This is a genomic window from Streptomyces sp. NPDC037401, assembly GCF_055602345.1.
The window spans coordinates 93,542-107,277 of sequence record NZ_JBVJWO010000004.1; the positions used below are offsets into that span (position 1 = coordinate 93,542).

General features: G+C 73.7%; 15 protein-coding genes. 11 read left to right on the top strand and 4 right to left on the bottom strand.

Annotation, left to right across the window (positions count from 1 at the left end; all coding sequences use genetic code 11):
• The first annotated feature begins 88 nt into the window (after nt 1-88).
• Together ACZ7H1_RS04660 and ACZ7H1_RS04665 are read left to right on the top strand one after the other, a co-directional pair.
• Entirely contained in the window at nt 89-1,678 is a 1,590-nt protein-coding gene (locus ACZ7H1_RS04660) for a sensor histidine kinase (RefSeq protein ID WP_470783717.1), read from the top strand.
• Nucleotides 1,675-2,433 carry a response regulator gene (locus ACZ7H1_RS04665; protein ID WP_470783719.1) on the top strand — a complete coding sequence of 253 codons (759 nt, stop codon included), beginning with the start codon at nt 1,675-1,677 and terminating at the stop codon, nt 2,431-2,433. Before ACZ7H1_RS04660 ends, ACZ7H1_RS04665 begins: the two co-directional genes overlap by 4 nt.
• Here ACZ7H1_RS04665 and melC2 read toward each other — a convergent pair.
• Nucleotides 2,430-3,263 carry a tyrosinase MelC2 gene (gene melC2, locus ACZ7H1_RS04670; protein WP_470783721.1) on the bottom strand — a complete coding sequence of 278 codons (834 nt, stop codon included), beginning with the start codon at nt 3,261-3,263 and terminating at the stop codon, nt 2,430-2,432. The genes ACZ7H1_RS04665 and melC2 overlap by 4 nt on opposite strands.
• A 25-nt stretch (nt 3,264-3,288) precedes the next feature.
• The gene (gene melC1, locus ACZ7H1_RS04675) at nt 3,289-3,720 is read right to left on the bottom strand and encodes an apotyrosinase chaperone MelC1 (protein ID WP_470783722.1); all 432 of its coding nucleotides are present in this window, start codon (nt 3,718-3,720) and stop codon (nt 3,289-3,291) included.
• A 366-nt stretch (nt 3,721-4,086) separates the two neighbouring features.
• Between melC1 and ACZ7H1_RS04680 the strand changes: the two genes are divergently transcribed.
• The 3 genes from ACZ7H1_RS04680 to ACZ7H1_RS04690 all read left to right on the top strand — a co-directional run bounded on the left by ACZ7H1_RS04680 (nt 4,087) and on the right by ACZ7H1_RS04690 (nt 7,318).
• Nucleotides 4,087-5,484 (top strand): glutamate decarboxylase, encoded by a 1,398-nt coding sequence (locus ACZ7H1_RS04680; protein ID WP_470783723.1) that lies wholly within the window; start codon nt 4,087-4,089, stop codon nt 5,482-5,484.
• A 519-nt stretch (nt 5,485-6,003) separates the two neighbouring features.
• The gene (locus ACZ7H1_RS04685; protein WP_470783724.1) at nt 6,004-6,372 is read left to right on the top strand and encodes a YbjQ family protein; all 369 of its coding nucleotides are present in this window, start codon (nt 6,004-6,006) and stop codon (nt 6,370-6,372) included.
• 58 nt (nt 6,373-6,430) lie between these two features.
• Nucleotides 6,431-7,318 (top strand): ATP-grasp domain-containing protein, encoded by an 888-nt coding sequence (locus ACZ7H1_RS04690; RefSeq protein WP_470783725.1) that lies wholly within the window; start codon nt 6,431-6,433, stop codon nt 7,316-7,318.
• Here the strand turns inward: ACZ7H1_RS04690 and ACZ7H1_RS04695 are convergent.
• Complete coding sequence (locus ACZ7H1_RS04695; RefSeq protein ID WP_470783726.1) at nt 7,315-8,937, bottom strand: phospholipase D-like domain-containing protein; 1,623 nt, start codon at nt 8,935-8,937, stop codon at nt 7,315-7,317. The genes ACZ7H1_RS04690 and ACZ7H1_RS04695 overlap by 4 nt on opposite strands.
• Before the next feature lie 237 nt (nt 8,938-9,174).
• Between ACZ7H1_RS04695 and ACZ7H1_RS04700 the strand changes: the two genes are divergently transcribed.
• From ACZ7H1_RS04700 to ACZ7H1_RS04725, 6 genes are all read left to right on the top strand, one after another.
• Nucleotides 9,175-10,035 (top strand): GNAT family N-acetyltransferase, encoded by an 861-nt coding sequence (locus ACZ7H1_RS04700; protein ID WP_470783727.1) that lies wholly within the window; start codon nt 9,175-9,177, stop codon nt 10,033-10,035.
• Between the two features lie 80 nt (nt 10,036-10,115).
• Nucleotides 10,116-10,487 (top strand): hypothetical protein, encoded by a 372-nt coding sequence (locus ACZ7H1_RS04705; protein WP_470783728.1) that lies wholly within the window; start codon nt 10,116-10,118, stop codon nt 10,485-10,487.
• Complete coding sequence (locus ACZ7H1_RS04710; protein ID WP_470783729.1) at nt 10,484-10,753, top strand: hypothetical protein; 270 nt, start codon at nt 10,484-10,486, stop codon at nt 10,751-10,753. Before ACZ7H1_RS04705 ends, ACZ7H1_RS04710 begins: the two co-directional genes overlap by 4 nt.
• A gap of 42 nt (nt 10,754-10,795) precedes the next feature.
• Nucleotides 10,796-11,164, top strand: a complete 369-nt coding sequence (locus ACZ7H1_RS04715) for a hypothetical protein (protein WP_470783731.1) — start codon at nt 10,796-10,798, stop codon at nt 11,162-11,164.
• A 10-nt stretch (nt 11,165-11,174) separates the two neighbouring features.
• Complete coding sequence (locus tag ACZ7H1_RS04720; RefSeq protein WP_470783732.1) at nt 11,175-11,510, top strand: MazG-like family protein; 336 nt, start codon at nt 11,175-11,177, stop codon at nt 11,508-11,510.
• Between the two features lie 79 nt (nt 11,511-11,589).
• Nucleotides 11,590-12,531, top strand: coding sequence for an aldo/keto reductase (locus ACZ7H1_RS04725; RefSeq protein ID WP_470783734.1), 942 nt, complete (start codon nt 11,590-11,592; stop codon nt 12,529-12,531).
• A gap of 92 nt (nt 12,532-12,623) precedes the next feature.
• Here ACZ7H1_RS04725 and ACZ7H1_RS04730 read toward each other — a convergent pair whose 3' ends face one another.
• Entirely contained in the window at nt 12,624-13,538 is a 915-nt protein-coding gene (locus ACZ7H1_RS04730) for a glycoside hydrolase family 19 protein (RefSeq protein ID WP_470783736.1), read from the bottom strand.
• Nucleotides 13,539-13,736: the final 198 nt, after the last annotated feature.

A 13,736-nucleotide genomic window follows, 5' to 3' on the forward strand; every position in this document is an offset into this window, starting at 1 on the left:
GGAGTGGGTCCCGAAGACTGTCCATCAGGCTGTGACCCCGGTCACCGTTGCGTTCATTGAGTTCACCGACCGGTGCACACTGAGCGCCATGTTCCGCATCCCCCGCCCCCGCAGCCTGGCCGGCCAGCTCTTCGCGATGCAGGCCGTGCTCGTCGCGGTCGTCGTCGCCGGCTGCGCCGTCTTCGCGTACGCCGCGGCCCGCGACCAGGCCGAGGAGGCCGCCCAGCGGCAGGCCGGGGCCGTCGCGCGAGCCGTCGCCGACTCGCCGTCGGTGCGGGACGCGATCGCCGGTACGGACCCCACGGCCGCGCTCCAGCCGTACGCCGAGCGGGTCCGGGCCGACGCCGGGGTGGACTTCGTGACGATCATGGATCCGGCCGGGGTGCGCTGGACCCACCCGGATCCGCGCCGCATCGGCGAGCGGTTCCTCGGCAACACCGGCCCCGCGCTGCGCGGCCGCACCTTCAGCGAGACGTACACCGGGACCCTCGGACCCTCGATCCGCGTGGTCACCCCGATCACCGACGACGGGCGGATCCTCGGGCTGGTCAGCTCCGGGATCACCGTCCAGGCCGTCAGCGAGCGGCTCGGCGGGCGCCTCGCCGCCCTCGCCTGGGTCGCCGCGGCCGCCCTGGCGCTCGGCGGCCTGGGCACGTACGTGATCAACGCCCGGCTGCGCCGCCACACCCACGGCATGGACGCCGCCGCACTGAGCCGCATGCACGACTACCACCAGGCCGCCCTGCACGCCGTGCGCGAGGGCCTGCTCATGCTCGACGGGCAGCGCCGGATCTCGCTCGTCAACGACGGCGGGCGCGAACTGCTCGGCGTCGGCGGGGACGTCCTCGGCCGCAACCTCGCCGAACTGGGCCTGCCCGCCCCGCTGGCCGGTGCGCTGCTCGCGGACGGACCCCGCGTGGACGAGGTGCACCTGACCGCCGACCGGGTGCTGGTGGTGAACACCTCGCCGGTCGCCGGCGGCGGCCGCCGCGGCACCGTCGTCACCCTGCGCGACCACACCGAGCTCCAGTCGCTCACCGGGGAACTGGACCACGAACGCGGCTTCACCCGCGCCCTGCGCTCGCAGGCACACGAGGCGGCCAACCGCCTGCACACCGTGGTCTCCCTGATCGAACTGGGCCGCACCGACGAGGCGGTGGAGTTCGCCACCGCCGAACTGGAACTCGCCCAGGCGCTGACCGACCAGGTCGTCACCGCCGTCGACGAGCCGGTCCTCGCCGCCCTGCTGCTCGGCAAGGCCGCCCAGGCCCACGAGCGCGGGGTGGAGCTGGTCGTCACCCCGGACAGCGCCCTGCCCGCCGTACTGCCCGCCCGGGACCTGGTCACGGTGCTCGGCAACCTCATCGACAACGCCGTCGACGCCGTCACCGGCACCCCCGGCGCCACGGTCGCGGTCACCGCCCGCGGCACCGGCACCGGCCTGCGGCTCACCGTCGCCGACAACGGCCCCGGCCTGCCCGCCGGAGCGGACGTCTTCGCCCGCGGATGGTCGGGCAAGGGGCCCGGCCGCGGCCTCGGGCTGGCCCTGGTCCGGCAGACGGCCCACCGCTACGGCGGCACCGTCGAGGTGTGCGAACCGCCCGGCGGGGGAGCTGAGTTCACCGTGCACCTGCCACTGCCGGCGGCGGCCCGGCAGGGATCGGAGCCGACCGGATGACCACCCCGACCCCTGCCCCGGGCCACGCCGGGCGCGAGCCTGCGGACGGACCCCTGCCCGCCCCCGGGCCCGTCCGCGTGCTCGTCGTGGAGGACGACCCCGTCGCGGCCGCCGCCCACGCCCTCTACGTCGACCGGGTCCCCGGCTTCACCGTCGCGGGCACCGCCCACTCCGTCGCCGAGGCCCGCCGGGCCCTCGAACGGGCCCCGGTCGACCTGCTCCTGCTCGACCTGTACCTGCCGGACGGGCACGGGCTCCGGCTGGCCCGCGGGCTGCGCGCCGCCGGGCACCGGGTGGACGTGATCGCCGTGACCTCGGCACGCGACCTCGCCGTGGTCCGGGAGAGCGTCTCCCTGGGCGTCGTGCAGTACGTCCTCAAGCCCTTCGCCTTCCCCACCCTGCGCGACCGGCTGCTGCGGTACGCGGAGTTCCGGACCGCGGCCGGTGAGGCGGGCGGCCAGGACGACGTCGACCGCGCCCTCGCCGCGCTGCGCGCCCCGCAGCCCGCCGCCCTGCCCAAGGGGCTCAGCGCCCCCACCCTGGACCGGGTCGCGGGCATCCTGCGCGGGGCGCCCGACGGGGTGACGGCGGCCGTGGCCGCCGAGGCGGCCGGGATCTCGCGGATCACGGCCCGTCGGTACCTGGAGCACCTGGTGGGCGCGGACCGGGCCGTGCGCACCCCGCGCTACGGCCAGGTGGGCCGCCCCGAGCTCCACTACCGCTGGGTGCCGGGCGCCCCGGACTCCCGCCGCTAGGCGGCCGGTTCGGTGTCGAACGTGTAGAACTTCCGGTGGTCGAGCATGTCGGCCGGGGTCACGTCGTTCCACGGCCGCATGGTGTCGTGGAGGTCGACGACGTTCGCCGTGCCCGCCGCGGGCAGGTACGTGGACTGCGGGTGCAGCTTCTGCCAGTCGGCCCACAGCTTGTCGATGAACGCGTGGTGCAGCCAGAACACCGGGTCGTTGGGGGAGACTCCGGTGGCCATCTGGCCGCCGACCCACACGTGCACCCGGTTGTGGAGGTTGACGCCGCGCCAGCCCTCCAGGTGGTTGCGGAACCCGCTGGAGGAGCTGTTCCACGGAGCCGTGTCGTACACCTCCATCGCGAGCACGCCGTCCACCTCGGCCCGCGTCGGCAGCTGGGCCACGGAGGTGCCGAGCGAGCGGCGCAGGAAGGACCGGCCGTCCACGCGGACGTTGATGGGCCAGTTGCCCTGGGCCTGGGCGAACGGACCGTCCAGGACCTGCCCGTCGCGGGCCCGGCCGGTGCCGCCCAGGAAGTCGGGCGCCCACAGAGAGGAGCGGGTGGTGCGGTCGGCCGTCCAGTCCCAGTACGGGAGCGCGACGCTCGCGTCCACCGCCTGGAGGGCCTGCTCGAATTCGAGGAGGAAGCGGCGGTGCCAGGGGAGGAAGGACGGGGAGCGGTGGCCGACCCGGTCGCCGGAGTCGGTGTCGCCCATGATGAAGCCGTTGTGCGTCGTGACGAAGGCGTCGTAGGCGCCGGTGCGCTTCAGCTCGAGCACCGCCTTGACGAAGCGGCTCTTCTCGTCCGGGGTCAGGGTGGCCTGGTTCTTGCGTATGGTCATCGGATTGTTCCCTGTTCGGACGTGCTCAGGAGGTCTGGATCGGGACGAGCGTGGCGCCCTGGAGCTCGGTCACGGCGGCGCGGGCGAGCGCCCGCGGCGTGGCGAAGGTCTCGTAGTGGTTGACCACGCTGATCCAGGTGCCGTCGGCGTTGCGCATGACGTGCAGGTCCTTGCCGTCGATGCTGACGGAGTACCCGGTGCCGTGGTGGCCGCCGTGGCCGGCGTGCGGGTCGGGCGCGCCCTGGATCCGGCGGCCCTGGAACACCTCGTTGAAGGGTGCGGGCGTGCCGTTGGCCGTGGTGCCGTGGCCGGTGTGGCCGGCGGTGCCCGGGCGCGCGTCGTGGGCCGCGTGGTCGGTGCGGCCCGTCGCCGTGGCGCGGGTGGCGGCAACCAGGCTGAGCGCGGAGACGGCGCCGGCGCCGGCTATCAGGGCCCGGCGGCGCGTGAGTTGAGGCATGACAGTCCTTGATCGGTGGTCGCTCGAATGGTGCGAGCCGATGACTATCAGTGAGGTCGAGGCCCGAGGAAACACTGCTGAAACGTTCAGGCTCGATCCGGACATGCGGGGATAAGTTGCACGGAAAACGAGTTTGGCGATCTTCCTGGCGGTAGCCGCGAGCCGCCCTGCTGCAACAGAAGGATTCCCTGCGACACGCCACAGGCGCAGGAAGATCTTCGGTCTACGCGCGTTGTAGTGGTCGCCCTCACAGGGCAAAGCTGGCGCGAACCGGCGTAGATCGGACGGCCGGCCAGGGTCCGCCGCGGCCATGCCGTGATGGGTGAAATGCCCTGTTCCGTGGTGGATCGCGTGTTCAATCGGGTGATGGCACTGCATGCGACACGGCCCCAGCCGGACGACGAGAGCACCGACGCCTTCGCCTCCGTCCTGAGCGAACACGTCCTGCCCAAGCACCGGATGCCGGACGACCACGCCCCGCCCGAGATCGTCTACGAGATGATCCACAACGAGCTCCTGCTCGACGGCAACGCCGCCCAGAACCTCGCCACGTTCTGCACCACCTGGTCCGACGACGCCGTGCACCGCCTCATGGACGAGTGCATGGACAAGAACATGATCGACAAGGACGAGTACCCGCAGACGGCCGAGATCGAGGCGCGCTGCGTCAGCATGCTCGCCGACCTGTGGAACGCGCCCGCGCCCGCGTCCCGCGGTCCCGAGGTGCGCGCGACCGGCTGCTCCACCACCGGCTCAAGCGAAGCCGCGATGCTCGGCGGACTCGCCCTCAAGTGGCGCTGGCGAGAGCGCCGCCGCGCCGAGGGCAAGCCCGCCGACCGCCCGAACCTGGTGTGCGGTCCGGTCCAGATCTGCTGGGAGAAGTTCGCCCGCTACTTCGACGTCGAGCTGCGCCAGGTCCCCCTGGAGCCCGGCGCCACCGGCCTGCGCCCCCACCAGCTCGAGACGTACGTCGACGAGAACACCATCGGCGTCGTCGCCATCCTCGGCGTCACCTACACCTGCGACTACGAGCCCGTCCAGGAGATCGCCGCCGCCCTCGACCGCATCCAGGCCGAGCACGGCTGGGACGTCCCGATCCACGTCGACGCCGCCAGCGGAGGCTTCGTCGCGCCCTTCCTCCACCCCGACGTGGTCTGGGACTTCCGGCTCGACCGGGTCGCCTCGGTCAACACCTCCGGCCACAAGTACGGGCTCGCCCCGCTCGGCGTCGGCTGGGTGGTGTGGCGCAGCGCCGAACTCCTCCCCGAGGACCTGGTGTTCCGCGTCAGCTACCTGGGCGGCGACATGCCGACCTTCGCCCTCAACTTCTCCCGCCCCGGCGGCGAGATCATCGCGCAGTACTACATGTTCCTCAGGCTCGGCCGGGGCGGCTACCGCAAGGTCCAGCAGGCCTGCGCGGACACGGCCCGCCACCTGGCCGGCCTGATCGGGGAGATGGGCCCCTTCACCCTGCTCTACGACGGCCAGGGCGCCCTGCCCGCCGTCTCCTACACCCTGACCGACCCCGGGGGCGCGGGCTTCAGCCTGTACGACCTCTCCGACCAGCTGCGCATGCGCGGCTGGCAGGTCCCCTCGTACCCGCTGCCCGCCGACCGCGAGGAGACGGTCATCCAGCGCGTCCTCGTCCGGCACGGCATCACGCGCGACCAGATCGTCCTGCTCGCCGAGGACATGCGCCGGGCCGTTGCCCATCTCGTCGGCGCCGGCCCCTCCGACACCGCCCGCACCGGCTTCCACCACTGACCCTCCAGGGCGTACGGGAGGAAGACGGTCCGTACGCCGTGGGCCGCGACGTGGGCGGCGAGCCCCGCGGTGACGGCGGCCCCGAGGCCCTGGCGGCGCGCGGCGGGGAGGGCTGCGATGCCGCCGGTCTCCGTGGTGCCGCCATCCCCGCCGCCGTGACCGGGGCGCACAGCTCCGGCCACACCTCGGAGGGCCGTTCGAGGGCCTCCGGCACCCCCAGCTCGCGCTGCCGGGCCGGGCCCGTACCCGGGCCGGGTCCGCGGCCGTCACCTGCCCCGCACCGGCGCCCGCGACCGGCTGTGCGTGCGAGGGCCCGCGGTAGTACGGGGCGCCCGCTGCCCGGCGTACGAACAGCCGCGGCGGGCCGCGGTCCTCCGCCTCCGCGAACGGCAGGGGCACCCGTGCGTAGTGCCGCTCGATCCGGTCGCGCAGTGGGGGTTCGCCCATGACCGCATCCCATCACGGGCCCCGGCGCGGTTCGGGCTGCGGGTGGCGCGGATGCGGAGCAGACTACGGAACATGTCCGATCTCGATGAGTACAGCGGCGGCCAGCAGGGGACCGACGTCCTGGTGGTCACCACGAACGACGCGCCGGGGTACCGGGTCGAACGGGTCATCGGCGAGGTCTTCGGCCTCACGGTCCGCTCGCGCAACATCGGCAGCCAGATCGGCGCGGGCCTGAAGTCCCTCGCGGGCGGCGAACTGCGCGGGCTCACCAAGACCCTGGTCGCCAGCCGGAACCAGGCCATGGAACGCCTCGTCGCCGCGGCCCGTGCCCGCGGTGCGAACGCCGTGCTGGCCACGCGCTTCGACGTGACGGAAGCGGGCGGCAACGGCACCGAGATCTGTGCCTACGGCACGGCCGTGGTGATCATCCCCGCGAGCTGACCCCCGCCGGCGTCGTACGCCCGCCGGGGCTCACGGGACAGCCCTTAGGCTGACGGGCATGACAGCGACCGTCCTCTACTGCGCCGACCCGCTCGATCCGCGGCTGCCCGACGCGCACTTCGCCGCCGAGGCCCGCGCCGTGCGGGAAGACGGCGGCCGGATCGCGCTGATCGACCACGACGCGCTGCTGCGGGGCGAGGCGGAGCGGGCCGTGGCGCGGGTGCCGGCCGGGACCGGACCCGTCACGTACCGCGGGTGGATGATCCCCGGCGAGCGGTACGACGGCCTGGACGCGGCCCTGGAGGCCCGGGGCTGCGCCCTGCTGACCACCCCCGGCATGTACCGGGCGGCGCACGAGCTCCCGGGCTGGTACCGGGCGTTCGACCGGCTCACCCCGGTCAGCGTGTGGCAGCCTCTCGCGCCGGGCGAGCGGCCCGACGGCACCCGGCTCGCCGCGCTGGCCGCCGCCCTGCCGCCCGGACCGGCGATCGTCAAGGACTACGTCAAGTCCCGCAAGCACGAATGGGCGCAGGCCTGCTACGTCCCCGACCTCGCCGACACCGCCGCGCTCGCCCGCGTGGTGGGGCGCTTCCTCGACCTCCAGGGCGAGTACCTGGCGGGCGGCGTCGTGCTGCGCGCGTTCGAACCGTTCGTACAGGGCGACTCCACGGCCGCGGAGGTCCGCGTGTGGTGGGTGGACGGCGACGCGCGGCTGGTGACGCCCCATCCGGACAGCCCGTACGACCGCGCCCCGCAGCCGGACCTCGGTCCGGTGCGGGGCGCGGTACGGGCCCTCGGGTGCCGCTTCGTCACCACCGACCTCGCGCTGCGCGAGGACGGCGCGTGGCGCGTGGTCGAGGTGGGTGACGGCCAGGTCAGCGACGCCCACCGGAGCACGCCCCGGCCGGCCCTCGCCGCCCTGTCGGCGTACCCCGGCCGCAACTAGGCCTGGCAGACGCCGCGTTCGTAGTCGAACGTCGCCGCGGACTTGGAGTGCTGCCACTGCGGGGTGAGCAGCTCCGCGTCCAGCCGGGCGGCGGCCGCCGGGCTCTCCACGATGTAGCCGAAGTCCTGGAGCCACGCCGGGTAGAGGTTCTTCGAGCCGATGTAGAAGGCGGAGCCGTCCACCGAGACGAGCTTGTGGTGCTGGGCGTACGGGCTGCCGTCGGCCCACTTCGACCCGGACGCGGCGCGGAACGGCGCCAGCTGGAGGTTCGCGCACATCGCCGCGCGGGCCTTGCCCTGGTCGCCGGTGACGCGGGCGAGGCGGTCGCGCAGGGTGTCGCTGATCTCGGAGAGCGACTTGATCTGCGAGTAGCCGCCGGCGCTGCCCACCGCACCGCGGTTGGCCGGGTCGCTCACCACGATGCGGACCTTGACCCCGGCCGCCAGCTTCGCGGCGAGGGCGTCGTAGACCCGGATGTCGTAGCGGGGCAGCGGCGGGCAGCTGCCGTTGAGGTCCTGCTGCGAGATCTCGATGTGGCCGGTGGCGCTCGACAGCAGCGCCCGCAGCGCGCTCTCCTCCGGGTTCACGGTGTCGTAGTCGCGGTCGGCGTTGGTGTTGTCGTGCAGGCCGACCAGACCGCACTTGGTGTCGGAGGCCGTCGGCAGGACGGGCCGGAACTGCGAGGAGGGGTCGTTGCGCTGGATGCCGACGCCCAGGCCGCCGACGGCGATCACCGGGACGTCACCGCCGGCCGGGGCGGGCAGGCCGGCCGTCTCCTGCTGGAACGACGGCATGCACTCGGCTCCGCCGGTCGAGGCGAACCAGACGCTGGCGAAGCTGCTCCTGTTCCGGCAGGTCCAGTCCCAGAGGGTGTCCAGGTAGCGGCCCGCGGAACCGGCCGCGGGACCGGACAGGGCGAGGTTGACGTCCGCCACCGGGTGGGTGGTGTCGATGTAGTCGGCCTTCCAGCTGTTCACTCCACCGGTGATCGCGTACTGGTTGTCCACCACGACGATCTTGGAGTGGTTCCAGGACAGCGCGGTCTTCGACGTGGTCGCGGAGGCCACGGTCAGCGTGACGTTCCCGGCGGCGGCGCCCAGCCTGGCGACCAGCTCGTCGCGGTACTTCGACGGCACCACGTTCATGTGGTAGAGCGGCGCGGCACCGGCCAGGATGCGCACCTTGAGGTGCTTGCCGTTCGCGGCGGACGCCTTGAGGCCTGCGACGATCGCGTCCTGGAAGCCGCCGTCCGGGAACGGCGCCAGGGTCGATATGTCGACCGTCCGCTGCGCCTTGGAGATGTTCTCGGTGAGCTTGGTGAGCAGCCGGCGGGTTCCGGGCCGCTCCGCGCAGGCCGGGTCGCCCCAGCACCCGGGGGTCTGGAGCAGCCAGCCGTCCTGTTCGGCGACGGTCCCGTCGAGGCGGTTGCCGTCGGTGCGCTCCCACACGCGGCCTTCGAGGCCGGGCGAGACCTGGCGGAGGGTCTGCTCGATCGAGTCGAGGTGCGGGGTCGCGGAGGCGCCGGTGTCGGCTGCGGCCGGGACGGCGGGCAGCAGGGCGAGGGCGAGGGCCGGCGCGAAGGCCGGGATCAGGGAGCGGCTGAGCCGAAGGCGGTGCAATGTGGTTCCTTGCCTGAGAGTCGAGAAGGTCGACCGGTCGGAGCGGGTAGAGCGCTGCGGCGGGACGCGCGCGACGGCGCGCGACGGCGCGCGACGGCGCACGGCCGACCGCCGTACGGGGCGGCCGGCAAGATCAACTCGCGGAAGTTACCAGCCCGTAGGCGGTATCCGGCATTCCGCTGGTGGGGATCAGGCCACCCGCCGCCCCGGTCGTCCGGAATCTGCTACAAACCGGGCATGGAACGGACCAAGGGATTCGAGATCGCGGCCGCGAGCCGCGCCGACATGGCCCTGCTGCGCAGCTGGGCGGACGACGAGGGCTGGAACCCCGGCGACGGCGACGCGACGGCGTTCGCCGTCACCGACCCCGCCGGCTTCCTCATCGGCCGCCTCGACGGGGAGCCGGTCGCCTCCATCTCGGCCGTCCGGTACGGCCGGGGCTTCGGCTTCATCGGCCTCTACATCGCCCGCCCCGAGGTCCGCGGCCGCGGCTACGGCATCCGGCTGTGGCGCGCGGGGATGGAGCGGCTCGCCGGGCGGCTCGTCGGCCTCGACGGGGTGGTCGAGCAGCAGCCCAACTACCGCCGTTCCGGCTTCCGTTCCGCCTGGACCAACACGCGCTTCCAGGGAACCGTGCCGCAGGCTCCGGAACCGCTGCCGGGCGGCCTCGCCCTCGTGGACGCCGGCACCCTGTCCTTCGCCCTGCTCGCGGCGTACGACCGGCGCTTCTTCCCGGAGCCGCGCGACGGCTTCCTCGCCGCCTGGACGGGCCTGCCGGGCCGGACCGCCGTGGCGGCCGTCCGCGACGGCCGGATCGAGGGCCTCGGCGTGGTCCGGCCGTCCAGCGGACCGTGGCGCGTCGGACCGCTGTACGCCGAGGACCCCCGGACCGCGGCCGCCCTGCTGGACCGGCTGGCGGCCGCCGCCCCCGGCCGCGCCGTGGCCGTCGACGTCCCCGACGCCAACCCCGCGGCCGTCGCGCTGATGTCCGCCCTCGGCCTCGAACCGGCCTTCGAGACCGCCCGGATGTACACCGGCGACGCCCCGGAACTGCACCTCGCGGGCCTGTACGGGATCACCAGCCTCGAACTCGGCTGACCAGCCCGGACATTGGCCCCGCCAGGGGGCTCGACCCGGCCGGATATCGGCGTACGGTGGTAAAAGAGACGGAGGTCACCATGAGCGCGACGCCCCCGGGCCCGCCCGCCCGCCCCTATGCCGACCCCTACCGCATCCAGGCCGACGAGGGCCCCCAGACCATCGCCGAGCTGCGTGCCGCACTCGCCGTGGCAGCGCCGCTCGACCTTGCGGCCTTCAACGCCCGGCTGGACGCCGCCGTGCTGGCCGCCGTCCCGGCCGTCCTGACCGAGTACCGCCATGTCCTGGCCCTGCGCACCCGGCCCGAGGTCGCCGCCGCCGTCGCGGACGCGCTCGACGGCAGCGAGAAGACCATGGGCATGGCGGACTTCTTCGCCTCGCTCGACGCCTCACCCGATGCCCCGTACGGCGATCCGTACGGCGGACCGGCGTTCGGCGAGGGGGGCCGTTGAGCGACTGGAACGTTCTGCTGCCCGAGCGGCTCAACCGCGAGGTCGCCGAACTCACCCCGGGTGAACGCAAGTCCCTCTACGTCGCCCTGAAGCAGCTCGCCGTCGACCCGCGGGCCGACAGCTCCGCCGAACCGGTCAGCGGAGCCGAACTCCGCCGGGTCCTCACCGCCCCCGCGGCCGACACCGGAGGCGTCGTCACCGTCCTCTACCGCGTCATCCCCGACACCCGCACCGTCGCTGTCATCTGGATCATCGCCGGTCCGTAGCCGACCCGTTCCCCCCGGGGCCCCGGGGTCGTTGACCCGGGCATGGACGTGTTGCCCGAGACGGCGGCGCCGGGCGTGGGGGAGCGCGCCGCGGACGCCGCCGAAGCCGCCTGTCATCTGCACGACGCCGTCGGACCGGGTCGCTGGAGCCGGGAAGCGGCCGAGGACGCCCTCGACGTCATCGAGACCACCGCGCAGGCCCTGGCCACCGCGCACCCGGCGGCGCCCGGCGTGCTCGCCCCCGTGTACGCGGCCCTGGCCGGACTCCGCCGGAACCTCGGCCTGCCCCCGCCGGAACCGGGGCTGCCCGGTTCCGCCCTGCCCGGCCTGCCCCGTACGCTCGGCAACCCGCGCCGCTCCCGGCTCCAGGGCCCGCGCCCCGGACCCGGCCCGCAGCGCACGGCGCACTGACAGGAGACGCATGGACGACGTCTGGAAGATCGTCGGAGAGCTGGCGGAGGCCTTCGAGTCCCACCACGCGGAGCTGGGGATCGGCCAGGAGGAGCGCTGGTCCCTCCAAGTGCTCAAACTGGGCGAGGAGTACGGCGAAGCCGCCCAGGCCGTCATCGGCGCCCGCGGCACCAACCCCCGCAAGGGGCGCTCCCACACCTGGGAGGACGTGCACGCCGAGGTCGCCGACGTGGCCGTCACGGCGCTGGTGGCCCTCGCCCGGATGCGGCCGGACGCCCCCGGGTACTTCGCCGAGCAGCTCAGGACCAAGTCTGGACGCTTCCTCGACCGGGGGGCGGCCGACTGAGCCGCTCCTCGTGCGAGGCTTGGGGCCCTCACCCATTTGGATCACTGCACACCGATCATGAACGGGAGCCGTCCCACCCATGCGTTACGTATCTCTGGGCACTTCAGGACTGAAGGTCTCCGCGGTAGGCCTCGGCTGCAACAACTTCGGCGCGCGCCTCGACGCCGACGCCACCCGGGAAGTCGTCGACGCCGCCCTGGACGCGGGCATCACCTTCCTGGACACCGCCGACATCTACGGCAGTCCGCGCGGTGCTTCGGAGGAGTTCCTCGGCAAGGCCCTCGAGGGGCGCCGCGACGAGGTCGTCCTCGCCACCAAGTTCGGCTACGACGACGCCGACATGGGATACGGTCCGGCGGCCGGCGCGCTCGGCGGCCGGGCCTACATCCGGCGTGCCGTCGAGGCTTCGCTGCGCCGGCTCGGCACGGACCACATCGACCTGCTCCAGCTGCACAGCCACGACCCCTCCACCCCCGTGGCGGAGACGCTCGCCGCGCTGACCGAGCTCGTCGCGGAGGGCAAGGTCCGCTACCTCGGCCACTCCAACTTCAGCGGCTGGCAGCTTGCCGAGGCGGCCCACACGGCCCGCGAGCTCGGTGCCGTGCCCTTCGTCTCGGCGCAGAACGAGTGGTCGCTGCTGGAGCGCGGCGCGGAGGCCGAACTCCTGCCCGCAGCCCGGCACTACGGCCTCGGTGTGCTGCCGTACTACCCGCTCGCCAACGGCCTGCTGACCGGCAAGATCCGCCGCGGTGTCCCCGTCCCGGCCGGTTCGCGCCTGGAGAACGACGACTACGTCACCGAGGAGCGGCTCGACCGGGTCGAGGCCCTTGCGGCGCTCGCCGAGAAGCACGGCCGGACCCTGCTCGAACTGGCCATCGGCTGGCTGTCCGCACAGCCGGGCTGCTCCTCCGTGATCGCCGGTGCGACCTCGGCCGAGCAGGTGCGCGCGAACGCCGCGGCGGCGGACCGCCCGCTGGACGCCGGACTGCTCGCCGAGATCGAGGCCGCCTGCCCGCGCTGACGCGCCGGGCCGCAGGTCGTGCGCGCGCCCCTGCCGCCCCGGAGTGCCGGGGCGGCAGGGGCGCGCGCCTGTGCGGCCGGCCGGTGTGCCGGTCAGCAGCTGAGGTTGGCGCCCGTGGGCACGCCCAGGATCTGGGTGAAGCGGCGGTAGTTGTCGATCCGGCTCTGGACCTGGGCCGGATTGCCACCGTTGCACTCCAGTGCGCCGTTGATGGAGCGGATGGTCTCGCCGAAGCCCGCGCCGCCCGTCATCGCGGCGTGCGCGGTCATCCGGCCGGGGCCGTTCTGCGTGTTCCAGTACCACAGCGCGGTCTTCCAGGCGACGGCCGAGTTGCGCTCCACGAGGTACGGGTCGCCGAGCAGGTTGATGCCGAGCGCGTCGCCCGCGGCCTTGTAGTTGAAGTTCCAGCTCAGCTGGATGGGGCCGCGGCCGTAGTACGCGGCCTGGCCGGCCGGACAGCCGTAGGGCTGCGTCGCGTCGCAGTAGTGCGGGTAGTTGGCCTGGTTCTGCTCGACGACGTGCACGAGGCCGCCGGTCTCGTGCGAGACGTTGGCGAGGAAGGCGGCCGCCTCCTGGCGCTTGACGGTGTCGCCGCCCGTGGTCGCGAAGCCCGGGTACGCGGAGAGCGCCGCGGTCAGGCCGCTGTACGTGTAGAAGGCGCTGCGGTTCGGGAACATCTGCTGGAACTGCGCCTCGCTGACGACGAATCCGCCCGGCTGCGGGTCCGGTCCCGGGCCGGGGTCCGTACCGCCGCAGACGCCCTGGTCGGCCCAGACGCCCCAGGTTCCGGTGGTCCCGGGTGTCTCTCCCTGGGTCCACCACTTCGCCTGCCAGTTGTGGCCTGCGTGCGAGACGGTGGCCCCGCCGGTGTAGACGGCGGACCCGGACCAGGCGCCCGCGCAGGCCGCGGCGGCGGCGGGCGAGGCGGGCATGGCGACCGCGAGCGAGAGCGCAGTGGCGGTGGTGGCCAGCAGGGCCAGGGTGCGGCGGCGTAGCGCACGGAACATGGAAATGCTCCTCGAGTGGGGGGAGTTGCCGCCGGAGCCGACGGCTTTCCGCCACTGAACCGGAATGGTCTGTACCTGTCAAGGTCTAGACCAAGCCTGCGCGGGGGGGGGGGGGGGGGGGGGGGGGGGGGGGGGGAGGGGGGGGGGGGGGGTTGGGGGGGTGGGGGGGGGGGGGGGGGTCGGAGGGGTGCATGCCGA